Below are 24,694 nucleotides of genomic sequence, written 5' to 3'. Positions count from 1 at the left end.
AAACTTTTAACTTAGAATTTCTAGTTTTATTTCATAAAAAAATCCTGCGAAAGCAGGATTATAAATCTTTAGATATAACTAATTATATTAACGCCTTGCGTCATATATTCTAAATCGAACTCCAACACGAGCGTACACATCAAAGAACTTACTACTTCCTGTGGTAACGCTGTCATCAAGATTATCAATAAAATCATTCATTGCACCTGCTTCAACAAAAATATCAAACATCTCTCCTACCATTTGTGAGAATCCAACACCATACACTCCACCTATAACAATTTGTTCATAAGCATCCGTTTCTAATTCTGTCGAGCCTATCTCAAAATTTGTATTTACTCTAAAAGAGGGACCAACATTTATAAAAGGTCTAAAACGATCTTTTCCACGATTAAATAAATATCTAAATTTTGGTGTAAAACCAACCTGAAGTGCCTTAGCGTCTCCTACTCCTTCTATTTCGCTATTTCTTTGTAATACATCTAACGAAAAAACAATACTGGTTTTAGCACGTACTCCCATTACATAACCGTATCCTGCATTAAAAAAGAAACCAGTTCCACTACTTGTTTCTGTGTTATCCAGATTTAATTTAGAAAAAGTAGCTCCTCCGGAAATTTCCCAACGATATTGTCCATAAGAAGAAAATGAAAGAGCCATCAATATTGCAAAAAATACTATTTTTTTCATGATTTCATGTTTTGATTTGAGGTTGTAAAAAGACGAAAATACTAAAATTAAAAAAATGACTATAAAAAAACCTGTCAAAAGAGACAGGCTTTTTAGATTTTTACATAAAGTACCTTAATCTACTACTTATGCATAAAGGCTTGTTTCTGTAATAAGAAATCTTCTGTTTCAACAACATCTTCATCAGGAACACAACAATCCACTGGGCAAACTGCCGCACATTGTGGTTCTTCATGAAACCCTTTACATTCTGTACACTTATCCGGTACTATATAATATACTTCATCACTAATTGGCTCTTGAGCCTCTTCTGAATTTACTTCTTTACCACTACCTGGTAGAACAATATCTCCTTCCAGATCTGTACCATCTGCATATCTCCAATCATCCGCTCCTTCATAAATTGCAGTATTCGGGCATTCTGGCTCACAAGCACCACAGTTTATACATTCATCTGTTATTATAATTGCCATAGCTCTTTTTTATTCTAAATTTGCAAGACAAAAATAACTCGTAAACTAGTGATAAACAAATCAGAAATGGTATTAACTGATCGAATTCTTGCTTTCACCGAATTAGGAAAGTTTTTAAATCAATTCAAAACTACTGGTTTTGAGATAGTTAACACCATAAAATACACAGATGATTTTTTTGATGGAATGGTCAATAAGATCCAAACTGCAAAACATCATAACGGTTGGTTCACTCAAGAAAATGTTATCTTTTCCTTAACGCAATGGGGTAATATTCTATCTAAAGAAAATCTTGAAAAATGGGTATCTCCATACAACCTGAAGGATCCGAAGCAACCTAAAACTATAGGAATAGTTATGGCTGGCAATATTCCTTTAGTAGGATTTCATGATTTTTTGAGTGTCTTGATTTCAGGTCATAAAGTAATGATTAAGCAGTCATCTAGTGATAATATACTATTACCATACCTGGCAGAATATCTAACAGCGGTAGAACCCAGATTAAAAGACCACATTACATTTACTACAGAGAAATTTTCAGATTTTGACGCAGTTATTGCTACAGGAAGTGATAATACGGCAAGGTATTTTGAGCATTATTTTGGTAATAAACCTAATATTATACGTAAAAACAGGAACTCTGTCGCAATACTTACAGGTAATGAAAGTACAGATCAGCTTCAAGCTCTTGGAGAAGATATTTTTAGGTATTATGGATTAGGGTGTAGAAATGTATCAAAAATAATGATTCCAGAAGGGTATGATTTTGATCCTTTCTTCAAAGCTATGTACAAGTATAATCATATAATAGAAGGAGCTAAATATGCCAATAACTATGATTATAATAAAGCGGTATATCTTATGAGTAATTTCAAATTGTTTGAAAATGGTTTTCTTATACTTAAAGAAGATCAGAGTTACTCCTCTCCTATCGCTTCATTGTTCTATGAAACTTATACCTCAAAAGAAGCTTTACAGCAAAAGCTGAAAGAGGATCACGAAAAAATACAATGTATTGTAAGTGATAATTTTACAGAAAATAGCATTGATTTTGGACAGACACAATGTCCTAATCTTTCTGATTATGCAGATGGTGTTGATATTATTGAGTTTTTAACAAAAATTAGTTGAATAATTTATCAATTTGACAGTGGTTTTTTTTTAGATTATTAGCACCTTTGTGGTGTTTTTTCCAAGCTTTTTAAAGGAGAGGAAAAGATGATAAAATTGCAATAATTAACAACAATAAAAACTACTGATGAAGAAGCACAATTTTAGCGCTGGCCCCTGTATTCTACCACAAGAAGTATTCAAAGAAGCATCACAAGCTGTATTAGATTTTAACAACTCTGGTCTTTCTATTCTCGAGATATCTCATCGAAGTAAAGATTTTGTTGACGTTATGGAAGAAGCACGTATGCTTGCCTTAGAATTATTAGGACTTGAAGGAAAAGGTTATAAAGTCCTTTTTCTACAAGGAGGAGCAAGTACACAATTTTTAATGACTGCGTATAATTTATTAGAAACCAAAGCCGGATATATCAATACCGGAACCTGGAGTAGTAAAGCTATCAAAGAAGCTCAGTTTTTAGGCGAAGTTGTAGAAGTTGCTTCTTCAAAGGATACTAATTATAATTATATCCCTAAAGGTTATACAATTCCTGAAGGACTTGATTATTTACATTGCACAAGTAACAACACAATTTTTGGAACTCAGATCAAGGACTTTCCTAAAACCAATGTTCCTCTTATTTGTGATATGAGTAGTGATATTTTCTCTAGAGAATTAGATTTTTCTAAATTCAGTTTAATCTATGCTGGTGCACAAAAAAATATGGGCCCCGCTGGTACTACTCTAGTGATTGTTAAAGAGGAAATTCTTGGTAAAATTAATAGGCAGATTCCTTCAATGTTAGATTATCAGGTACATATCAGTAAAAGTAGTATGTTCAATACTCCTCCTGTTTTTCCTGTATATACCTCTATGTTAACCTTACGATGGTTAAAAAAACTAGGAGGCTTAGAAGCTATGGAAGAATTAAACGAAAAGAAAGCCAAGCTTATTTATTCTGAAATCGATCTAAACCCTCTATTTAAAGGATTTGCGGCAAAAGAAGATCGTTCTTATATGAATGCTACATTTTCATTAGTAGACGAGGATTTAAAAGAAACTTTTGATGCTATGTGGAAAGAAGCTGGAATTAATGGTTTGAATGGTCATAGAAGTGTTGGAGGCTATAGAGCAAGTATATATAATGCTATGAGTATGGAAAGTGTAGCTGCTCTAGTAGATGTAATGGGAGATTTAGAAAGAAAAGCATAAAACTTAATTCTAAGAATTCAAAATAAACAAAATAAACAATTCTCGGTCTATACCGAAAATGATATAAAAAATAATAAAATGAAAGTATTAGCAAACGACGGAGTTTCTCAAAGTGGTATTGATGCTTTAGAAAAACAAGGTTTTGAGGTTTTAACAACCACAGTTGCTCAAGATCAGTTAGTAAACTATATTAACGAAAAAGAAGTTTCGGTATTATTAGTTCGTAGTGCCACAAAAGTAAGAACAGATATTATTGACAACTGCCCTTCTCTAAAAATTATAGGTCGTGGTGGTGTAGGAATGGATAATATCGATGTTGCATATGCTCGTGAAAAAGGACTTCACGTAATCAATACGCCTGCAGCATCTTCTGGATCTGTTGCAGAGTTAGTTTTTGCACATTTGTATGGAAGTGTAAGGTTTTTGCACGACTCAAACAGAAACATGCCTTTAGAAGGTGACAGTAAATTCAAAAACCTAAAAAAAGCATATGCTGGCGGTATTGAACTAAGAGGAAAAACATTAGGAGTTATTGGTATTGGTAGAATCGGACAAGCTACTGCAAAAATAGCCATTGGTGTTGGTATGAATGTAATTGCCTATGATCCTTTTATTGAAGAAGTTGATATTCCATTAGACTTTTTTGATGGACAATCTTTAAACTTTAAAATTAAAACTGTTTCTAAAGAAGAAGTATTAAAAAATGCAGACTTCTTCACATTACATGTTCCTGCACAAAAAGAATATGTAATTGGTAAATCTGAAATCGAGCAGATGAAAGATGGGGCTGGAATAGTAAATGCTGCAAGAGGTGGTGTAGTTGATGAAGTAGCCCTAATTGATGCTCTTGAGAAAGGAAAATTAGGTTTTGCAGGATTAGATGTATTTGAAAACGAACCAAGCCCAGCTATAAAAGTATTAATGAATACAAAAGTATCATTAACACCACATATTGGCGCTGCTACCGGAGAGGCACAAGATCGAATTGGTCAGGAATTAGCTGATCAGATAATTGATATATTAAAGTAGAAAATATACCTTCTTAAAAAGCATCGTTTTTTTACATAGAAACGATGCTTTTTTTTGCAAAAAAATGCAAGATCAATGTATTTCATCGCACAAAATTACTTTTCATCCGTTTTATCCTAAAATAAAACAATATTCTTTTCTAAATCTTAAGAATAAAAGATGTAAATTTAGATTCATAAAATAAAAAATCACTAACATGTCTGGAATTTTAGATCTTTTAAATAGCCCAACGGGCAAACAAATTATTAATGGTGTAAGTGCTCAAACTGGGCAATCTTCTGATAAAACAGGAGATTTATTAAGCATGGCTATGCCGGTATTGATGGGCGCTATGCAACGAAATGCATCTACTCCTGATGGAGCATCTGGATTGCTAGGAGCGATAACCGGAAAACACTCTGGTGGAAATATTCTTGATAACCTAGGTGGATTATTTGATGGAGGTGTTGATGATAGTGTTACTAATGATGGAGCAGGTATTCTAGGACATATTTTAGGTAATAAACAACCCGCCGTTGAGAATGCATTAAGTCAAAAATCAGGAATTGATGCTGGATCTGTTGCTCAAATACTTAAAGTAGCAGCACCTATATTGATGGGAGTACTAGGAAAACAAGCTTCACAGAAAAATGTAAGTGATACTAATGGATTAACTGATATGCTAGGAAGTCTTGCCGGAGGAGGTAGAGGTTCTAAACAACAATCCTTGATTGAATCTTTTCTCGATGCTGATGGTGATGGAAGTATTATTGATGATGTTGCCGGAATGCTATTAAGTAGCGGTGGTAAAAAAGGTGGTCTTGGCGGTTTGCTAGGAGGTCTTTTCGGAAAATAATCCTACAAATATTGTATATAAAAATACATTTATTATCAATTTTTATTGCATAAAATCTGACCTGTTGGGATTATATATTTCCAACAGGTTTTTTGTCAAGTTTATATGAGTCTGACATAATATATAAACCTATCAAAAAAACAATATCACTCTTTAAAACCTACCTCCCCAAATAATGAGAAAAACCATATCCCTGTTATTATTTTTACTATCAATTAAAGGTATGACCCAAATTGACGCTAATTCGCTGTTGGGACTTCCTGTTGCCACTACTACAGACATTAACGCTATTAGTACAGCTACTATACAAGAAGGAGCATTAGTTTTTGACACTAACAGAAAAAAGGTATACGCATTTAATGGTACAGAATGGAAAGAATTATTAACATCACCATCTGTAGATCTCAAAACAACTAACTATACACTTGTAGAAGCCGACAATGGAAACATATTAACTTTTAACAGTGCTACAGACGTTACTCTTACTGTCCCGACTGGGCTACCTATAGGTTTCAACATCAGTATTTACCAAATAGGAAACGGAAAAGTAACAATATCTGGTGCAGCTGGAGTTACTATTAAGAATAGACTCTCACGTTTTAGAACTGCAGGATTAGATGCCGGAGCAGGAATTGTTTGTACTGCAACCAATATTTTTCATGTTACTGGTGATTTAAAAACTAATTAAAGTAATGAAAAAACAATTACTCTGTATATTCCTGTTTTTTGTTACCCTGGGTTTTGGACAAATCACACAGTACAATCATTTTCCAACGATGAGACCTTCGCATATTCTTGATGAAAAACTCAACTCTATAAGTTTTGCACTTTCTTTACGTGTTCTTGAATCAGATTATAATGGCCCTATCATACGCTTAAGAAGAAGTAGCGATAATGCAGAACAAGATTTTGGTTGGGGTGATAATGATATTGTGGATGTTGCTGCGATTGATGCTTGGAGAGGTGCTGCCAACGTATTTGTAGTCACCTGGTACGATCAAAGCGGTTTGGGGCGAAATGCAGTGCAAAATACTGCCGCCTTTCAACCTAGATTTATTACAGATCCTACAAGGCCTTACTTTTTTGGAGATGGTACTAATGATCGGTTAGATATCAACACCAGTATACAAATCTTAACTAATGCTGGAATAAATGGTTCTGTGTTAACCGTATTATTTACTACATCTAATAACCAATTTACTTTTGGAACACGACAACCTGGTGTAAATGCCAATCGGTGGTCTACGCACGCCAACTGGAACAATAATCTCATATATTTTGATTCAGGGATTTGTTGTGACGGGGTTCGTAGTGCTGGTAATGCTAATAATCAATGGCAACAACTTTCATTTATCAGGGCTAATGTTGTTCAAACTATTCGTCGTGATGGTACCGTTATAAGAACAGGAAACTACACAAACGGACGCTGTACAGCTACTAATGGTTTTGGGATTTTATACTCCAATGGAAATAATTCTCAATTTGCCACCAATCGTTTTACAGAATTGATAATGTACAGCACAGATATCAGCTCTACAGATATTCAAGAAATAGAAGAAGATCAAATAAACTTCTGGAATTTATAACTGTCTGAAAAAATTGAAGTATTATTCTTTGAGTATTGATATACTAAAAATTGTTAAAGCTCAAGTGTTATCTTGACTTTTTTTGTATTTTACTATTTATTTACGTTATGAAAAAGATTTTATATATAGTAGCTTTAGGTGCATTGATTTATAGTTGTGCCACTACTCAGGATAAAAAGTTAGCTTCTACAGATAATGCCTCAGATACTTTAAGGATTGCTAATGATAGCTTAGAATACGAAATCATCATCATTGAACCTGGATTCAATGCATGGTTAGTTACTCAACCTCCTAGAGGCTTCTATTCAGAACAGTTTTTAGAGATTCGTAATCAGATATATGTAACAGAATATAACCAACGAGTACTTCAGCCACAGCGATATAATCCAAACCTATATCTCCAGCAAATCAATTATGAGCGCGGTACACATTATGGATATGAAGTAAATTATCTTTTATATAATTATTTCTTGTTTTTTGAAAGAGAGTACAAGCAAAAGTTTCCTGTGACTCGCGGATAGTATTTTTTAAATTGTATTTTTGCGCTATGCAAAAATTTAAAGATCGTTGGGAAATAAATGCAGATTGGCAATTGATTTTTCCTCTACTTGGACTCGTAAGTTTACTTTTTTCTGGATATCTAATAGGTAAATATATTCTTAAAAAAACTGGTATCGCCGAAACAGATACATTTTATATAGGTCTAGTATCCGCTCTGACCATTTTACTATCTACTTTTCTTCTTTTTATTACACTTAAGCTTTTTAGTAAACTCGAAACAAAATGGAAAGTAAACTACCGCTGGGAGCTGATTGCAATATTTATAGCTTTTGCAGTTACGGGATCAACCGCAGCTAGGATTTCTGACCCTATTATTTCATTTCTGGGTTTTACACGAGAGACTACTAATGGATGGATTTATTGGCCTATCAGAATTTTATTAATATTTCCTGTATACCAGGTACTACTTCTTATTGTAGGTTGGATTTTTGGACAATTCAAATTTTTCTGGAATTTTGAAAAGAAAATGCTAAGTAGGATGGGATTTGCTCGTTTCTTTAAAGATTAATAAATAATTATTAATCAACCAGATTAATGATAATTGTATTCTAAGAATAATATTGATAATCATTAAGAAGGATCTACATCAATAATGTTTTTTGTTTTTTCATTTTTAAAAACATAGGTATACAACCACATTATTGTAAATGTAGGTACTATATCTGTTCCTGGAAATGCTTCTTCAATAAAAGTAAATGCTCCTGCTGCTTTACCAGCATTACCTTTATACATTTTGGTCATAAGCCACCCTGCTATAGGAGCCCAGATTATATCTCCAAATTCTCCAATACCAGGGATAACATAGGTAACCATACCAAGGCCATCAAAAAGTAAACTAAGCCCTAGTTTTTTATATTTATCTTTTGCCATATAAGTTGTTAAGATTACAATTAATATACAAAAAATAAAGCAAAGAGTATTCCAAAAAAAATTATGTCAGGTCAGAGGTGATTAATCTCAAGAACTCTGTTCTGGTTTCCATTTTTTCAAACTGTCCTCTAAAACCAGAAGTGGTAGTTACAGAGTTTTGTTTTTGCACTCCTCGCATCATCATGCACATATGAGAAGCTTCAATTACTACTGCAACACCTTGTGGCTTTAACGTATTATTTATACATTCTAAAATATCATGAGTAAGACGTTCCTGAACTTGTAATCTACGAGCAAATACATCTACTACTCTTGGTAATTTGCTTAATCCTACAATGTGACCATTAGGAATATATGCAATATGAGCTTTTCCAAAAAATGGTAACATATGATGCTCACACAATGAGTATAATTCGATATCCTTTACGATTACCATATCATCATAATCTTCTGCAAACATGGCTCCCTTAAGAATTTCTGCAGGATCCTGATTATATCCTTGCGTAAGAAACTGCATAGCTTTTGCCGCACGTTCTGGTGTTTTTAGGATTCCTTCTCTAGTAACGTCTTCTCCCAAGCCATCTATAATAGCTTCAAAATTACTTTTTACTTCTTCTGTTACTTTTATATTATACTCTTCAAATTTTTTATAAGGCATTCTATTTATTTTATTTTTCTAATTCTTTTTTTAATTTATGGCTAAAGGTACTACGTAATTTATTAAGTTTTGGATTAATTACGAATTGACAATATCCTTGGGTGCTATTTTGATTATAATAGTTTTGATGATAATCTTCGGCATCATAAAAAGATACAAGAGGACTAATTACGGTAACAATTGGGTCTTCAAAAACTTCTTTTTCTTCAAACTCTGCCACAACCTGGTCAGCGACCTCTTTTTGTTCATCATTAACATAAAAAATAGCACTCCTATATTGCGTTCCTCTATCAGCACCCTGACGATTTAATGTTGTAGGGTCATGAGTTGTTAGAAATATCTCTAATAACTCTTTATATGAAATTACAGAAGGATCATATTCAATTTTTATAGCTTCAGCATGTCCTGTTCTACCAGTAGTAATTTCTCGATACGCAGGGTTTTTAATTGTCCCTCCAGTATATCCCGATATCACTTTTTCAACTCCTTCAACACGTTGAAAAACCGCTTCAGTACACCAAAAGCAACCACCTGCTAAAACCGCTATTTCCAGACTATTTTTTCCCATAATAATGTTAAAAAAAAATTCTTTTTGACGAAAATACACATATACTTATCTGTATTCGATCTTTTTAACTTTTCATTAGTACCGCAATTCTTGATAAAACATAGTTTTGCAAATAACGAAAAAAAGTAAGTATTTTTTTACATTTCCATGAATTTAGATTTACGCTCCAAGTTTAGTGTACTTTTCTTTTTGGTATTTCTTATCGTTACTGGTCAGGAACAAAAAGAAATAATCGCTGAAAGAATAAATACTCCACCAAAAATAGATGGTATCTTAGACGATGATGTATGGAAAAAATTACCGGCTAATGGTAATTTTAAAATGTGGGAACCAGGTAATGAAGGTGTCATTCCAGAAAGTCTTCAATCAGAGGTAAAAATGGCTTATGACGACAAAGCTGTGTATTTTGCTGCCTATTTATATGATGATGAGCCTGATAACATTTTACGCCAGTTTAGTCAGAGAGATAATGTTTTTGTACAAGCAGATGTTTTTTACATAGCGCTAAACACATATAATGATGGCGTTAATGAGACTCGTTTTTTTGTTACAAGTGCAGGAGCGATAGGTGATGCTCGTGCAGACCAGTTCAATCAGGATTTTAGCTATAATGTAGTTTTTGAAGCTAAGGTATCTTTTGATGAAAAAGGATGGTATGCAGAATTTAAAATACCATATAACGCCCTTCGTTTTCCAGAAACAGATGTACAAAATTGGAGTGTTAACTTTTATAGAAGACTACAGAGTAGAAATCAAAGTCATACCTGGAATTTTATTGACAGAGAAGTAGGTCAACAAACACAATATAATGGATTGGTCAAAGGTGTCGAAAATATAGATCCTCCGGTAAGATTAACTTTTTTTCCTTTTGTACAGGGATTAGTATCCAGTTTTGATGGAGAGACTGAAACTGATTTTAGTGCTGGATTAGATGTAAAGTACGGGTTAAGCGATAGTTTTACATTAGACGCAACTTTAATCCCAGATTTTGGACAAGCCGCTTTTGATGAGGTTCGCCTTAATCTTGGTCCATTTGAACAAACTTTTGGTGAAAACAGGCAGTTTTTTACAGAAGGAACAGAATTATTTAACAAAGGAGATATATTCTTTTCAAGAAGAGTTGGAAATGGTCCAACCGGATTTGTTTCTGATGATGATCTTAATGAAAATGAAGTTGCAGGAGATTCTCCTTCTAAAGTAAATTTATTGAATGCCTTAAAAATATCAGGAAGAACCAGTGGAAATCTGGGAATTGGTTTTTTTAATGCGATTACAGAAAAAACTGAAGTAACCATTACGGATACTATCACAGGTTTACAACGTAAAAAAGTAGTAGAGCCTTTGGCAAACTACAACATTTTTGTTTTAGATCAACAGTTTAATAAAAACTCTTCTTTATCATTAATCAATACTAACGTAACTCGTAACGGTAGTGATTTTAGAGATTCTAACGTAACAGGTTTAGTTTGGAACCTTGCTAATAAAGCCAATTCTTATAGGTTTACAGGACGTACTATTGTAAGTCAGGTAAATTTACCCGGTGATAATATAGGTGGTTTTGCATCAGAAATAGATTTTGATAGAATCAAAGGAAAAATACGATATGGTTTTGGTCATGATTTGGCTAATACGACATATGATATCAATGATTTAGGAGTTAATTTTAGGAATAATTTTAATAATTTCAGGGTTAACGTTTCTTACCAGATTTTTGAACCTACCAAAGTTTTTAATAACTACAGAATTAATGTTTTTGCCAGACATCGTCGTCTGTATGATCCTAGTGTAAAAACTCAAAATACCATTGGAGCAGATTGGTTTTTTGTGACTAAAGAGCGATTTGCGTTTGGAGGTTTTTCTAATTATAACTCTGATACTGATAATTATTTTGAACCTAGAGTGCCAGGAAGATTTGTAACCTTTAGCGAAAATGTAGGAGGTAATGCCTGGGTATCTTCAGATTATAGAAAAAAGTTTGCTTACGACATCAGGGCAGGTTATCGACATTGGTTTGCAGATCCTCAAGAAAATTTTAGTATTAATGTTTCTCCCAGGTATAGGTTCTCTGATAAATTTTTAATGATTTGGGCAACAGATTATTCTGTTAGAAAAAATGCTTTTGGTTATATTGATAATGATGATACTGATGTATTTTTAGGTCAAAGAAATATTACTACGATCGAGAATTCTTTAAGTGCCAGTTATAATTTTGATCCATATAAAGCAATAAATTTACGTTTTAGAAATTTTTGGAGTACTGCAGATTATTCTGATAACATCTTCTTTGTTTTAAATGACGATGGTTCCCGTACGCAAACAAATTATGATACTTCAGAAAACGATCCTAATGCTAACTTTAATATTTGGAATTTAGATTTAAGCTTTAATTGGCGATTTGCTCCTGGTAGTGAAGCTACATTATTATATCGTAACCAGATTTTTAACTTAGATGAGTTTTCAACTATCAATTATACAGAGAGTTTAGACAACCTTTTTAATCAGCCTATACAGCATAATATTTCTTTAAGAATCGTATATTTTCTGGATGTAAATAACTTAAGACGTTCTTCTAAAGGATAATCTTGGGGATTCTGGAGATATTGACTATTTTCACTGCTTCAATCTAACATAGATGATCAAAGCAAAGAATATTCATAAATATTATGGAGATTTACACGTTCTTAAAGGAGTGGATCTTCACATAAAAAAGAGTGAAATTGTATCAATTGTAGGGGCTTCTGGAGCTGGAAAAACCACTTTATTACAAATACTGGGTACATTGGATCACGCGCACTCTGATAATAGTAGTAATTTATCCATTAATGAAACAAATATCCAAAGCCTTTCTCAAAGACAACTAGCAAAGTTCAGAAATGAACAGTTGGGGTTTATTTTTCAGTTTCACCAATTATTACCAGAATTTACTGCTCTAGAAAATGTTTGTATTCCTGCTTTTATAAAAAAGACATCAAAGCCAGAAGCCGAAAAAAGAGCTAAAGAACTTTTAGATTTTCTGGGGTTGTCTCATAGATATGATCATAAACCCAATGAGTTATCTGGAGGAGAACAACAACGTGTAGCTGTAGCCAGATCTTTGATTAATAACCCTAAAATCATTTTTGCTGATGAGCCTTCTGGAAATCTTGATAGTGAAGCAGCAGAAAACTTGCATCAGTTATTTTTTAAACTTAGAGATCAGTTTGGTCAAACCTTTGTTATTGTTACTCATAATACAGAATTAGCTAATATGGCTGATAGAAAACTAACGATGGTAGACGGTAAAATTCTTGATTAAATAGAAAAAGACTACCCATAACAAGAAGTAGCCTTTTTACTAAAACGAAATCAATGTTCTTAACTTAAGCTAAGATTAATATAAATACTCTATGGCAGTTCTGTCGTTTCCAACCAATCTACCGGTATAATTTCTTGGATTTGTACCAGGTACCGGACAAGAAATCATAATCGATGAGTAGTCGATTCCGGTAGGAGTTCCAGGGATATGAATAGCACCTTCAGAGCTTTGCCCTTCGTTAGCACCATTATCACATACTCTGGCAAACCAGTCTGTATGACGTAATCCTATACAATGTCCCATTTCATGTGCTATAACGTGAGTGCTATAACCAACTCCCAGATCATCTACTCTAGGGCCGATTCTTACCCACTTATATGGCCTTCCACCTGAAGGAAATCCAGCCAATCCCCCACTTCCTAGATCACTTCTTACGTACACAACCATATCAGCTGCCTGATAATTAGTACCAAAAGATAATCTAAGGTTAAGAGAACTATTTAAACGATTATAGTTATTTACGGCTCTTTGTAAGGCTTGTCTATTTGTGTTTGACAATCCAAAACCTCCACCACCTGTATATCCCAAGATATCGATAGTACGATTGCGAGAAGAAATAAGATTTCTAGTTCTATAATGTTTTGTTCCATCAGTCAAAGTTTCTAAGCTTTCCATATCAGAAAGTTCAGAAACAGGTATTGATAAATCAGTATCATTTAAAAAATAATCTTCTTTAGTATCATCAAGATTTGTGATGGTTTTGATAATTACATTATCTGTATTTACTCCTAAACTGGCCAATTTAGTTAATTGATCTTTGGTTGGAGTTTTTTCTAAGTTTGCAGTTTCTTCGTTTAACCCTTCGTTCTGACAAGACGAAAATAGTGCCGCTATCAAAACACTAAGTGTTAATAATTTGATTGTTTTCATGAGTTAAAGTCTTTGTTTTTTAGTTAAAAATTAAGTTTAAGTTGAGTTTTAAGGTAAGAACAATGAATTCATAATAATGATGCTATAGTTCTACACTCATTTAGACAAATTGTAAAGAATAGATTAAAATGTTACGGATGATAAGTAAGATATACTATATGATAGATCCTTTTCATTAGACCCAAAATGTAAATGTATAAGTAGATATCTTGATTATTTATCCTATTAGATCTATAGGAAGATTGTCGTTAATGTGTGAGGTTTCTATAGCATCCATAGTATTAATTGAGTTTGTGTTAGTTGATGCTAATTTCAACAATAAAGAGTCTCAAATCAATAAATCAATGTCTCAAAACACATATTAAGACGTCTTACAACAAACACTAGACACCTCAAACAATTGACTATTAGGTATTTAAACTTTTTACGTAATCCGAAGGAGAAACGCCTACAATATCCTTAAAGTTTTTATAAAACGAAGCTCTGGAATTAAATCCAACTTCATCAGCAATGGCAGAAATACTATATTTTTTATATTCTTTATCAGTTAATAAGTGTTTAAACTCTTCTATCCTGTATGTATTAATATAGTTTGTAAAGTTCTTCTTTTTAATTCTGTTTATAGCTCTTGATATTGTTCTTTCCGGAAGATTAATTTTCTTTGAAAACGTCTTTAAATTCATCTCTGGATTAAGGTATAATTTGTTTTCTACCAAATAGGTTTCAATATTTTTCAGAATTTCTTCTAATTCTTCTTTACTTTTATTGTTTTCAAACCTTGCAGAGATCACATTATTAATATTAATCTGGATCAAACTACCAATTGTAATATAATACAATGAGAATAGTGCTGTGGCACAAAAAATAACAGGTAGATATGTAGTATCTGGATAAACAGATATTAAATTTCTTACCACATTAAGAAAAATACATATAAAACAAAATATAGCCAGCCATTTTAATGATTTGTAGCGTGTATCTGGAAAATGAATAGAAAGTAATTTCTGATGCCTCATAATGATTGATATGATAAGTATGCATACAGAAACTATATATATAGAAGAAACCAGTCTAAAAAATGATAAAAACGAATAATCCTTTAGAACTTCATGAAATCCTTTATTTGCCAAAACCAAAATAAAAATAACAGAAAAGACCAGAAATTCAATACCTGCAGGGATGTAATATTTTAGCTTGGCTTTTGTCGAAACCCCAGTAGTCTCCAGTGCATAAAAAAGTAAAAAAATAACACTTAAAAAATCAAATCGTACAGGTGCATAATAGATAGCTGGATGATCTATTACCTTAAATAAAAAGTACATAGCAACTTCAACAAATAAAGTTGCAAAAAATAATCCTAGATATCGGTTTACGTGTATTTTCTTTGAACGATACCAAAGAAGTACTATCGAAATAATTAACGTTTGTAAACCACTTATCAAAAACAAAGCATCCTTTACACTCATTACAAAATTATTTATTAATACTTAACACTAAGCCCCTCTACTATATTACCTATTATATATATAAAATTATCCATTCCATCTAAACTAACAAAAATTAGTTTAATACATAACAAGAATATCAAAATTGTTAAATATTATATTGATTATTTCAATGTTTTAGAAAATAAAAATTAGATGTGTTTTATTATAGTTTACTACAAATAATCCATAATATTGATACTTATTATAACACCTTGTTTTATTTAATAGTTCTTAGTAATTTGAAAAAACTAGCCAAAACTGAATTAAAGGGTTTTCTGGATGAGAAAGCAGCATTGTATGAACAACCTAAATTTATAGAAACAGATCCCGTACAAATTCCTCATTTATTTTCGCAAAAAGAGGATATCGAAATTTCCGGTTTTCTAACCGCAACTATTTCCTGGGGGAATCGTAAAAGCATTCTCACTAATGCGCATAAGCTTATGAATCTATTGGGCAATGCTCCTTTTGATTTTGTTATGGAGCATACTGAAACCGATTTAGAAAAATTAAATGGTTTTGTTCATAGAACATTTAACAGCATAGACCTCTCCTATTTTATTACAGCTTTGAAAGAAATTTATACAAAACATGGATCACTAGAAGCTTTTTTTGCACAATTTAATAAAGAAGAAAACCTGCAGAACGCGATTCATCACTTCAAAAAAGAGTTTTTCAGTTTACCACATCCTATCAGAACCGAAAAACATATTAGTGATCCACATAAAAACTCTGCCGCCAAAAGAATCAATATGTATTTAAGGTGGATGGTTAGAGATGCAAAAGCAGGTGTAGATCTCGGTATCTGGAAAACATTATCTCCTGCACAACTATCCTGCCCACTAGATGTACATTCAGGAAATATAGCACGCAAATTAGGAATATTGAACCGTAAACAAAATGATGGCAAAGCACTGCTTGAATTAGATAATAAATTAAGAGTCTTAGACTCTCAAGATCCTGTAAAATATGACTATGCATTATTTGGATTGGGTGTTTTTGAGAAATTCTAAATTAGATTGATTCTAAAGAGTAATAATTCCTTTACATTCTAAACATTGCGATGATATTTCTTTAATAAACATAAAACATTTGCATAAAGAGGTTCTCTGTAGTGCTAGAGTATTTTTGTGAAAACAAAAAATAAGCACAATCATGAAAAATTATTTAAGCTTACTATTAGCTTCAATTACCCTACTTTTTGCATCTTGTAATGATGATGATGACAACACTACTACACCACCAAATGGTGAGTTAATCCAATTAGAAAACCGTTCTGACTCTCCTATACTTTTAAAGAAAATGTCAGGGTTTGAAGGAGTTGAAATTTACAACTTACTATCTTCAGAAGACACATATATTCCTAACTTCACTTACGGTTCTATGGCTGATGGAGCAGGATTATTAAGAAATGATGATGGTACCTATACATTAATTAATAACATAGAGGCCGATTATGCTATCGCTAGAATTACTTTAGACGAAACATTTAAGCCTATTAAAGGAGAACATATTCTTAATGCCACTGCAACGGCACAGACAGCTCAGTGTTCAGGGTCTTTAATTACTCCAGAAGAACACGGTTTTGGACCACTTTACCTTTCTGGTGGAGAGTGGGGAGGAAACTCTAAAGGAGTTTTTGCAACAGATCCATTTCGTAATGTTTCTATAGCTGGTACCCCAAGAATGTTGACTGCAATGGGACAATGGTCTACAGAAAATGCTGTAGCAATTGGTAAGGATGCTTATCCTGGAAAAACTGTTGTATTTATTGGTGATGATGACAGTGATAACGAAACACCTTCTGGACAATTAGGAATGTATGTAGGAAACACCGGAGATGTAGATGGCGGAAAATTATATGGTCTTAAAGTAACTTCTCCAGGAGTAACTTATGAAATGGATATGGAAGAAGGAGTAGCATATGATATGGAGTTTGTAGAGCTTACAGAAAAAGATATCGATTTATTAGATGCAGAAGCTAAAACAAAAGGTGTTTTAGGATTCTCAAGACTTGAAGATATCGACTGGAGAAGAGGTTCTGCTTCTAATAACAGAGAAGTATATCTTGCTGTTACAGGAAGAGATAAACCTGGGTTAATAGGTAAAGGAACCCGTTCTGGAAGAGTGTACAAAGTAGTACTAAACGAAAACGATCCTACAGGGGCTGGAAAAATCACTTGTGTATTAGACGGTGATAAAGTTGGGGGAAAGGCAGAAGCTTTCCACAGCCCTGATAATATATTAGTTACTCAAAACTATGCATACATCCAGGAAGATCCTAATGGGATCGAAGGTTTCAAACCTGCTGCAGATCACTATGCTAGATTATATCAGTATGACCTTAATTCTGGAGTATTAAAAGCTGTTTTAGAATGTGATCAGGTAAAAGCCGCTGCAGAAGGATATGGTAACACAGATAAAAAATGGGAAATCACCGGAATGATCGATATTTCTGATATCATTGGTGTAAACGAAACGTTTCTTATGGTTACTCAAAACCACGGGTGGGAAAAAGCAGACGGAACTCCGTTTACAGATCCTAAGGCCAATGCTGATCTTGCCAATAGCAGAAAAGAAGGAAGTATGCTATATGTAATCAAAGGTTTAGCAAGATAATATTCAAGAATGCCAATACTATTTATGTTGAAATATATAGTTAACAAAGGGGCTTATGTAATCATAAGCCTCTTTATCATATCCATGATATCGTGTTCTGAACCTTCAAAAGAAACTCAGAACATTTCTTTTTCGCATCAAGTCAAAGAATTGTTTATACAAGATATAACACAAGCCATTACTCATCTGGACAGTCTAGCCAGTGATATTTCTAGCGCCGAAAAACATTTTTTAGCTTCTAGAAAATACTTCAAAAAAATAGAACCTATACTATCAGAACTTGATAAAGAAAATTATGGTTTTTTAAACCAACCTAATATCCTTAAAATTGAAGAAGAAGATTTTACAGATATCAAAATTAAAAAACCTGGTGGATATCAAGTATTAGAAGAAGAGATCTTTACCGATCATCCGGATACTACAGCGATTACAAGGCAAGCTAACCTTGCTATGCATCGTCTTAAACTGATTAAAGAAAATACACATTTTGATCATTTAAAAACGTATCATTTTCTTTGGATGTTCAGAAAAGCAATTATACGCACTGCAGTTACAGGAATTACGGGATTTGATTCTCCGGTTTTGGAAAATTCTTTAAAAGAGTCTATCACTGTTTACCGTAGTCTAAAAAAGTATCTATCTATATTTAAAACCGAATTTAAAGATCCTGTTTTATTCGAAAAATGGAATCAGGAGATAGCCGCTACTATTGAAAAGCTTGAAAACGGAGAGTTTAGTACCTTTGATCGCTATAGTTTTACAAAGAACCATACGCACCCTCAATTAGAGCTATGGAATCAGACAGTTAGTGATTGGGAAGCACAGTTTCCGTTTGAATTAGCAATTAAAAATGATGCTACTTCACTTTTTTCTTCCAATACTTTTAATATTGATTACTTTTCAGATCCTGGATTAGGAGAAACAAATGAAGAAAAAATTGCTTTAGGAAAACAACTTTTTCATGATACGCGATTATCTGCAGATCAAACCATAAGTTGTGGTACATGTCACCTTCCTGAAAAAGCATTTACTGATGGTAAAAAGATTGGTGCTAATGTTACTCGCAATACTCCTACCATGCTATATGTTGCTTTACAAAAAGCTTTTTTTTATGATAAGAGAGCTGGTAGTCTTGAAGGGCAGATTATTGCCGTAGTAGAAAATGACAAAGAGTTTCACAATGATCTGGAAACTCTGGAGAAAGCTGTACAACTAGATAGTATATATACTACACGTTTTTCTAAGCTTTATCCAAATAAGGGTATTAGTAACATTATTATTCGTAATGCAATCGCAAGTTATATACGTAGTCTGACACCTTTTAACTCCAAGTTTGATCGCAATATCAATAACCTGGAAAATACATTATCTCAAAACGAGATTAATGGGTATAACCTCTTTAATGGTAAAGCTAAATGTGCTACCTGTCATTTTGCTCCGGTATTTAATGGTACCGTACCTCCTGATTATAAAGAATCAGAAATCGAACTATTAGGTGTACCTCAACAAAACGATACTATTAATGCTATTATCAGTAAAGATTTAGGTAGATATAACGTTTATAAAACTGCAGAGCGTAAACATTTTTTTAAAACCTCAACCGTACGTAATGTGGGTAATACAGGGCCTTATATGCATAACGGAGTATACAATACACTAGAAGAAGTTTTAGATTTTTATAATCGTGGTGGCGGTGCAGGAATAGGTATTGAGCAACCTTTACAAACACTACCTCCAGATCCTTTGAATCTTACAGAACAAGAAATCAATGATATTATAGCATTTATGGAGAGCCTTAGTGATAATTTAAACGATTATCAACAGTAATCAAATATCCTGAGATGGGTGAGGTTGCCTAAAAAGTACTAAAAATTAGGTTTTGTCAGTCAGAGCCTGTCGAAGACAAATTAAAAATCAAAATATTAAAAACTTCGACAAGCTCAGTTTGACAAATGTAACTGACTTTTTAGACAGCCTCATCTTTTGTTTCTATAATATGAATTCGCTGTAAGAAAATTTACGTCAGTCAGAGTGATTTTCGATAGAAAATTGTATCGAAGACAAGGAAATTTTCTTACAAAACTATATATACTACAGACTTATTTAAACTTTTTGGTAGAAATTACAATCCCATTGGTGTCAAAATACTCTCAGGTCAATTTTCTTACAGTACACTAGGAAATAATACTATCATCATTCATAATTTTTCAAATTATATTTTTTATAAAAAAACAGCCACAAACAACGTCTGTAGCTATTTTACTATTCATTATGTTTACTCACCCAGTTTTAACATTCCGAGAAATATTCCAGCATTAGCCCGAGGTATTTTCTCTTAATACAATTATCTTGAGAAGGAGCTGATATAAAAAATTGATCTTGAAAAGTACCGGTTTAACGCATTATCTAATTACCAGTATTTACAACTTTAAAAGTAATAGGTAAAGAATATAATACTTCTACTGGTTCACCATCTTGAGTGCCTGGCTTCATAGGAGGTACAGAACTAACAATTCTAGTTATTTCATTGGCGAGATATGGATCAACTCCTCTAATTTTAATATTTGTAATAAAACCTTCATTCGAAACCTTAAATAAAACAAATATTCTTTGTACTCCCGGCTTAATGTTATCATAAAATTCGATAATAGGTTGAAGTTTATAATTTATTAACTGCTTCATATAGCTAGAAAAACAATTTTTTATTTTTTTTATATCCTTCAATCCATTACAAACTCTAGGAACTGGAGGAATCTCTAATCTATCTATTGATTTAATTGAAGAATTCTGAGGTTGATTTTTCTCATCTTTTAAATCCTGTGGTAAACTACTTTCATACTTTTCGTTAATTTTTCTATTCACACATTCTAACCCCAAAATTGCATCAAAACTGTTATTCTTTTTTATGAGTTGTATATAAAGGTTTTTAGCAACTATGTAAGTATGCTTTAATTCATATGTCCAAGCCAAATGAAAAAAAGCTTCTTCATGGCTTGAATTTTCATTAAGAATTAGTTTAAGATCGCTTTGAGCTTTATCATATAATCCAGTAGACATATATATTTTAGCTCTTTCCAGCAGATATTGTTGAAAATTCTCTTTCTTTTTTCGCTTTACTTTTTTAGTAAGATTCTTAAGGGTCTTCTCAATAGCTATAGGTCGATAACTTGAAAGAAGATTTTCTCTTAATCTAGATGCATACCAATAATAGGATTCACAATGATTAATAAAATATTTTTGATGCCCAGCGATAAACGCATTTAATCTATCTAAGTTGATAGAATAATTTTTATCCGATTTATTTTGATTAATAAATTTTTCATTGTCTAAAGTAATTTTAAACATCTCAGGATAAGAATCTATTTTGGAATGAAGACAATTCTCCAAAATAGACTTACTTACGGCATTTCGATTTTTAACTTGTTGTAATGTACACTCACAAACATCTTCCTTAAGAATTTGTATAATATCTATATTTTGGGAATATACATTTGAAGATATCATTAATAAACACAACAATAATAAAGTTATAAGTTTATTCATTATTATCTATATTTCTTTGTAGAAATTACAATCCCATTGGTATCAAAATACTCCCAGGTGCCTTTTTTATTATCAAGCTCATATCTGCCTTTTTCTGCAATATTGCCATTAGGATAGTATTTTTCATAAGTGCCATGCCATAACCCTGCTTGGTAATTGTATATTTCTTTGATTAATCCATCTTCATAATATTCTTTCCAAGTTGCATCCTCTACTCCATTGTGGTAATATCCGGTAATCGATATTTGACCACCAGGGTAATACTCTTTATGTTCTCCGTGAAATTTATCATTTTGTATTGCAGTAATTATTTTAGGAGTTCCATCTGCAAAAAAATAAGCCATCTCCCCTATCCGTTTACCTTTATTAAACTCTTCTTTAGTATGTACTGCACCACCATCGTGATAGGACTCCCATATCCCTTGTTTTTTTCCCTGTTTATAGACTCCTTTGGCGATCATTTCTCCAGTCATAAGATTATACGTTCTGGAAACTCCTTCTTTAAATCCTTGCACATAAGCCACAGAATCTACTGCGAATCCTTGTTCATCATATAATGCCCAAATACCAATTTTTTCAGATCCTTTGGTCATACCAATACCCTTTACGTTACCATTTTTGTAACGTTCTATATGCTTTATTTCTAAGTCACTACAACTGATACAAACTAGCATTGTAGATAGCAATAAGAGCACTGTATTATTTTTCATCTGTTTATATTAAATTTCTACTATTAAGTGTCTTAAGATGAGAATTTGTTACCACAAAAACAGTCAATCCGACATAATTTTCTTTAAATGACTGCTTTGATACTAGTAATCATCTAAAAGATTACCTAGAAAACTCCTGAAGTTCTTCTAGCTCTTTATAGATTTTATCACTCCATTGCTGTACTGCTTCTTTAATTCGACCGTTTTGAGTTTCTTCATTAAGTTGTCGTTGATACGACTTACAATATCTCCAGAAATCAGTATATACAGTTTGATACTTACTAAATTTGCTTATCTTTTTTCTTTTAAGCTCTGCAAATCCTCTTCTCATCATACGAGCAAATAACTCTGCAATATCAAAATGGAGTTGTTCATAGATTAATAAATTTACATCACGCTTCACCATCCAGGACTGTTTTTTGTAAAAATAAGTGGCAATATCCATTTTTTCATATCCGTGGATATTATCTTCTTCATCAACAGCAACCACCTCTGGTAGGATTTCTAGTTTATAGGTGGTCATCGAATCATGCAACCCATGTTCATCAGGATGTTTTACAGCTTTAAAATCATCCCAGGTTAATTTTCTAACCGTATCCCAAGAAATAATACTATCATTATCGATAATCGTATGTTCTTGCGAAAACATAGTACTACTGTACAGCAGTACTATCAACAAAATACTTGCTTTCTTCATATCTAATTCAATTAATCCCTAACTTTTTGTATTCCTATTTTGGTTGATAAGTACACTTATCATAAAGTTTCATCTTCAAAAGATTACTTCTGTTATATTAAGTTTATACTCTTAAGTGTCTTGAGATGAGAATTTGTTACTACCAAAAATTTACTTTTTTGTGTTTCTTGAGGAAAATAGGGAAGAAAACAGCTTAAAAAATTCTTAAAACATTTAGAAAATCTTTAAACCACCCAGGAAAAATATAAACATCAATTAATAACCGTTTTAAGAACGAAAGACTTCTTTGCAAGAATTAAAGGGGAACTTGTTATGATTGATAATGCTCTATTACTAAAAGAAAACTCTTTAATATTTTATAATCTAAATCATACAAGTACTTTTTTTCAAATAAAATAGAAAAGTTTCCGTTTGTGTTTTTAAAGGGAAATTATTTGGTATTTAACATTTTTTTTTGTTAATTTTATTAAGATTTGTATGATTTGAGATTAGACTTCGTTTTTTAACCGAAATGTATTCACAAAACAGTACTATCATACCGTAAGTTTTTCTTTTATAAGATATTATATCACAAAACTTACTTTACACATGAGTCTTAATAATGCAGTATGATTGAACCGGCCATTCCTATAAATGAAGAATTCAGATTAGAAGCTCTAAAATCGTTAGATATTTTAGACACTTCTTCAGAAAAGGAATTTGATGAAATCACAGCACTGGCTGCACATCTATGTAATACAGAAGTTGCTTTAATTTCATTAGTAGATAGTAACCGCCAATGGTTCAAATCTAAATATGGAATGGTAACTGACGAGACTCCTAAAGCTTATTCCTTTTGTGCACACGCCATTCTTGAACCAGAAAATCCTTTGATTATTCCTGATGCCAGAAAGGATAAACGTTTTTACAAAAACCCTCTTACCGAAAGTGATCAGCCTGTAATTTTTTATACTGGTATTCCTTTAGTAGACAAAGATGGTTTTGCTTTAGGCACTTTATGTGTTATAGATAGTAAGCCCAAAGAGTTATCAGAAAAACAATTAGATTCTTTAAAAGCCTTAGCAAGTCAGGTAATTATTCTTTTTGAACTCAATAAGAAAAATAAAGATCTTGAAAAAATGCAAGGTAAGCTCAAAAAACGTAACCAGGCGCTGAGAGAGTTTGCCAGAGTAATTTCTCATGATCTTAAAATGCCTTTGGCTAATATTGTTACCACATCAGATTTATTACAATTAAAGCTCCGTGAGGTTCTTGACAAAGAGAGTAAAGAGTATTTTGGGTATATTAAAGAATCTTCTTTTACTATGAGTAATTACATCAGTGATGTATTAGATCATTATGAAAGTGAGAGTCTTGTAAAAAACAAACCTGAAGAGTTTCGGATAAATGATTTATTAAAAGAAATCACTGGACTGTTAAGTATAGAGTCTGATTGTACGATTAACTTTCCAAAAGGAAATCCAAAGCTGAATTGCAATAAAATGGCTTTAAAGCAAATATTCTTTAACCTAATCGGAAATAGCATCAAATACAATGATAAGGAGCAAACGATCATTGCAATTGAAACCCATAAAGATAAATTGTTCTATTATTTTAGAATAAAAGATAACGGAATGGGAATTCCTAAAGATAAGCAGGCTACTATTTTTAATCTTTTCACCACCGCTAATACTACTGATAAAAATGGTAATAAAGGAAACGGTATTGGATTGACCACTGTAAAAAAAATGGTAGAAAATCTAGGTGGGAATATCAAAGTATCTTCTACAGAAGGAGAACAGACCACCTTTGATTTTATGCTAAAAAGGTAATCTAACTCT

Annotated in this window: 24 protein-coding genes; 14 read left to right on the top strand and 10 right to left on the bottom strand. The window is 32.4% G+C overall.

Features of this window, described 5'->3' with window-relative positions; translation table 11 throughout:
* Positions 1 to 87: 87 nt before the first annotated feature.
* Positions 88 to 690 carry an outer membrane beta-barrel protein gene (locus U0D62_RS08375; protein WP_322286815.1) on the bottom strand — a complete coding sequence of 201 codons (603 nt, stop codon included), beginning with the start codon at positions 688 to 690 and terminating at the stop codon, positions 88 to 90.
* Between the two features lie 122 nt (positions 691 to 812).
* Complete coding sequence (locus tag U0D62_RS08370) at positions 813 to 1,163, bottom strand: 4Fe-4S dicluster domain-containing protein (RefSeq protein WP_322286814.1); 351 nt, start codon at positions 1,161 to 1,163, stop codon at positions 813 to 815.
* Positions 1,164 to 1,229: 66 nt separating this feature from the next.
* On the opposite strand from U0D62_RS08370, the gene U0D62_RS08365 reads away from it, so the two are divergent.
* The 8 genes from U0D62_RS08365 to U0D62_RS08330 all read left to right on the top strand — a co-directional run bounded on the left by U0D62_RS08365 (position 1,230) and on the right by U0D62_RS08330 (position 8,005).
* Positions 1,230 to 2,294, top strand: a complete 1,065-nt coding sequence (locus U0D62_RS08365) for an acyl-CoA reductase (RefSeq protein WP_322286813.1) — start codon at positions 1,230 to 1,232, stop codon at positions 2,292 to 2,294.
* 127 nt (positions 2,295 to 2,421) lie between these two features.
* Positions 2,422 to 3,486: a 3-phosphoserine/phosphohydroxythreonine transaminase gene (gene serC, locus U0D62_RS08360; RefSeq protein WP_322286812.1), complete on the top strand. Its 1,065-nt coding sequence runs from the start codon at positions 2,422 to 2,424 to the stop codon at positions 3,484 to 3,486.
* A 78-nt stretch (positions 3,487 to 3,564) separates the two neighbouring features.
* Positions 3,565 to 4,515: a D-2-hydroxyacid dehydrogenase gene (locus tag U0D62_RS08355; RefSeq protein ID WP_322286811.1), complete on the top strand. Its 951-nt coding sequence runs from the start codon at positions 3,565 to 3,567 to the stop codon at positions 4,513 to 4,515.
* Between the two features lie 196 nt (positions 4,516 to 4,711).
* Positions 4,712 to 5,350 carry a DUF937 domain-containing protein gene (locus U0D62_RS08350; RefSeq protein WP_322286810.1) on the top strand — a complete coding sequence of 213 codons (639 nt, stop codon included), beginning with the start codon at positions 4,712 to 4,714 and terminating at the stop codon, positions 5,348 to 5,350.
* 175 nt (positions 5,351 to 5,525) lie between these two features.
* Entirely contained in the window at positions 5,526 to 6,038 is a 513-nt protein-coding gene (locus tag U0D62_RS08345) for a hypothetical protein (RefSeq protein WP_322286809.1), read from the top strand.
* A 4-nt stretch (positions 6,039 to 6,042) separates the two neighbouring features.
* On the top strand, positions 6,043 to 6,936 hold the full coding sequence (locus U0D62_RS08340) for an arabinofuranosidase catalytic domain-containing protein (RefSeq protein WP_322286808.1): 894 nt from the start codon (positions 6,043 to 6,045) through the stop codon (positions 6,934 to 6,936).
* 107 nt (positions 6,937 to 7,043) lie between these two features.
* Positions 7,044 to 7,457 carry a DUF6146 family protein gene (locus tag U0D62_RS08335; protein WP_322286807.1) on the top strand — a complete coding sequence of 138 codons (414 nt, stop codon included), beginning with the start codon at positions 7,044 to 7,046 and terminating at the stop codon, positions 7,455 to 7,457.
* A gap of 26 nt (positions 7,458 to 7,483) precedes the next feature.
* Positions 7,484 to 8,005, top strand: a complete 522-nt coding sequence (locus U0D62_RS08330; RefSeq protein WP_322286806.1) for a DUF6787 family protein — start codon at positions 7,484 to 7,486, stop codon at positions 8,003 to 8,005.
* Between the two features lie 62 nt (positions 8,006 to 8,067).
* Here U0D62_RS08330 and U0D62_RS08325 read toward each other — a convergent pair whose 3' ends face one another.
* The 3 genes from U0D62_RS08325 to msrA all read right to left on the bottom strand — a co-directional run bounded on the left by U0D62_RS08325 (position 8,068) and on the right by msrA (position 9,593).
* On the bottom strand, positions 8,068 to 8,367 hold the full coding sequence (locus U0D62_RS08325) for a hypothetical protein (RefSeq protein WP_322286805.1): 300 nt from the start codon (positions 8,365 to 8,367) through the stop codon (positions 8,068 to 8,070).
* Positions 8,368 to 8,428: 61 nt separating this feature from the next.
* Positions 8,429 to 9,025 (bottom strand): GTP cyclohydrolase I FolE, encoded by a 597-nt coding sequence (gene folE / locus U0D62_RS08320; RefSeq protein ID WP_322286804.1) that lies wholly within the window; start codon positions 9,023 to 9,025, stop codon positions 8,429 to 8,431.
* 10 nt (positions 9,026 to 9,035) lie between these two features.
* Positions 9,036 to 9,593 (bottom strand): peptide-methionine (S)-S-oxide reductase MsrA, encoded by a 558-nt coding sequence (gene msrA, locus U0D62_RS08315; RefSeq protein ID WP_322286803.1) that lies wholly within the window; start codon positions 9,591 to 9,593, stop codon positions 9,036 to 9,038.
* Between the two features lie 147 nt (positions 9,594 to 9,740).
* On the opposite strand from msrA, the gene U0D62_RS08310 reads away from it, so the two are divergent.
* Together U0D62_RS08310 and U0D62_RS08305 are read left to right on the top strand one after the other, a co-directional pair.
* On the top strand, positions 9,741 to 12,173 hold the full coding sequence (locus U0D62_RS08310) for a DUF5916 domain-containing protein (protein WP_322286802.1): 2,433 nt from the start codon (positions 9,741 to 9,743) through the stop codon (positions 12,171 to 12,173).
* A 52-nt stretch (positions 12,174 to 12,225) separates the two neighbouring features.
* A complete protein-coding gene (locus tag U0D62_RS08305; RefSeq protein ID WP_322286801.1) occupies positions 12,226 to 12,888 on the top strand; it encodes an ABC transporter ATP-binding protein in 663 nt (220 codons plus the stop codon).
* Between the two features lie 75 nt (positions 12,889 to 12,963).
* Here the strand turns inward: U0D62_RS08305 and U0D62_RS08300 are convergent, their stop codons facing one another.
* Both U0D62_RS08300 and U0D62_RS08295 read right to left on the bottom strand, forming a co-directional pair.
* The gene (locus tag U0D62_RS08300) at positions 12,964 to 13,818 is read right to left on the bottom strand and encodes a M57 family metalloprotease (RefSeq protein WP_322286800.1); all 855 of its coding nucleotides are present in this window, start codon (positions 13,816 to 13,818) and stop codon (positions 12,964 to 12,966) included.
* Between the two features lie 407 nt (positions 13,819 to 14,225).
* The gene (locus tag U0D62_RS08295; RefSeq protein WP_322286799.1) at positions 14,226 to 15,284 is read right to left on the bottom strand and encodes a helix-turn-helix domain-containing protein; all 1,059 of its coding nucleotides are present in this window, start codon (positions 15,282 to 15,284) and stop codon (positions 14,226 to 14,228) included.
* Positions 15,285 to 15,544: 260 nt separating this feature from the next.
* On the opposite strand from U0D62_RS08295, the gene U0D62_RS08290 reads away from it, so the two are divergent.
* From U0D62_RS08290 to U0D62_RS08280, 3 genes are all read left to right on the top strand, one after another.
* Positions 15,545 to 16,318 carry a TIGR02757 family protein gene (locus U0D62_RS08290; protein WP_322286798.1) on the top strand — a complete coding sequence of 258 codons (774 nt, stop codon included), beginning with the start codon at positions 15,545 to 15,547 and terminating at the stop codon, positions 16,316 to 16,318.
* A 142-nt stretch (positions 16,319 to 16,460) separates the two neighbouring features.
* Positions 16,461 to 17,924: an alkaline phosphatase PhoX gene (locus tag U0D62_RS08285; protein WP_322286797.1), complete on the top strand. Its 1,464-nt coding sequence runs from the start codon at positions 16,461 to 16,463 to the stop codon at positions 17,922 to 17,924.
* A gap of 9 nt (positions 17,925 to 17,933) precedes the next feature.
* The gene (locus U0D62_RS08280; protein ID WP_322286796.1) at positions 17,934 to 19,751 is read left to right on the top strand and encodes a cytochrome-c peroxidase; all 1,818 of its coding nucleotides are present in this window, start codon (positions 17,934 to 17,936) and stop codon (positions 19,749 to 19,751) included.
* Positions 19,752 to 20,330: 579 nt separating this feature from the next.
* On the opposite strand, the gene U0D62_RS08275 is transcribed toward U0D62_RS08280, so the two are convergent.
* From U0D62_RS08275 to U0D62_RS08265, 3 genes are all read right to left on the bottom strand, one after another.
* On the bottom strand, positions 20,331 to 21,467 hold the full coding sequence (locus U0D62_RS08275) for an energy transducer TonB (RefSeq protein ID WP_322286795.1): 1,137 nt from the start codon (positions 21,465 to 21,467) through the stop codon (positions 20,331 to 20,333).
* A 2-nt stretch (positions 21,468 to 21,469) separates the two neighbouring features.
* Positions 21,470 to 22,177: a toxin-antitoxin system YwqK family antitoxin gene (locus U0D62_RS08270; protein ID WP_322286794.1), complete on the bottom strand. Its 708-nt coding sequence runs from the start codon at positions 22,175 to 22,177 to the stop codon at positions 21,470 to 21,472.
* A gap of 121 nt (positions 22,178 to 22,298) precedes the next feature.
* Positions 22,299 to 22,874, bottom strand: coding sequence for a hypothetical protein (locus U0D62_RS08265; protein ID WP_322286793.1), 576 nt, complete (start codon positions 22,872 to 22,874; stop codon positions 22,299 to 22,301).
* A gap of 608 nt (positions 22,875 to 23,482) precedes the next feature.
* On the opposite strand from U0D62_RS08265, the gene U0D62_RS08260 reads away from it, so the two are divergent.
* Positions 23,483 to 24,685, top strand: coding sequence for a sensor histidine kinase (locus U0D62_RS08260; RefSeq protein ID WP_322286792.1), 1,203 nt, complete (start codon positions 23,483 to 23,485; stop codon positions 24,683 to 24,685).
* Positions 24,686 to 24,694 lie beyond the last annotated feature (9 nt).

Origin of the sequence: Aquimarina callyspongiae, assembly GCF_034322225.1 — a bacterium.
Classification (GTDB): Bacteria; Bacteroidota; Bacteroidia; order Flavobacteriales; family Flavobacteriaceae; genus Aquimarina.
Note: the sequence above shows the minus strand (reverse complement) of the source record. Positions and strands in the feature narration are given on the sequence as shown.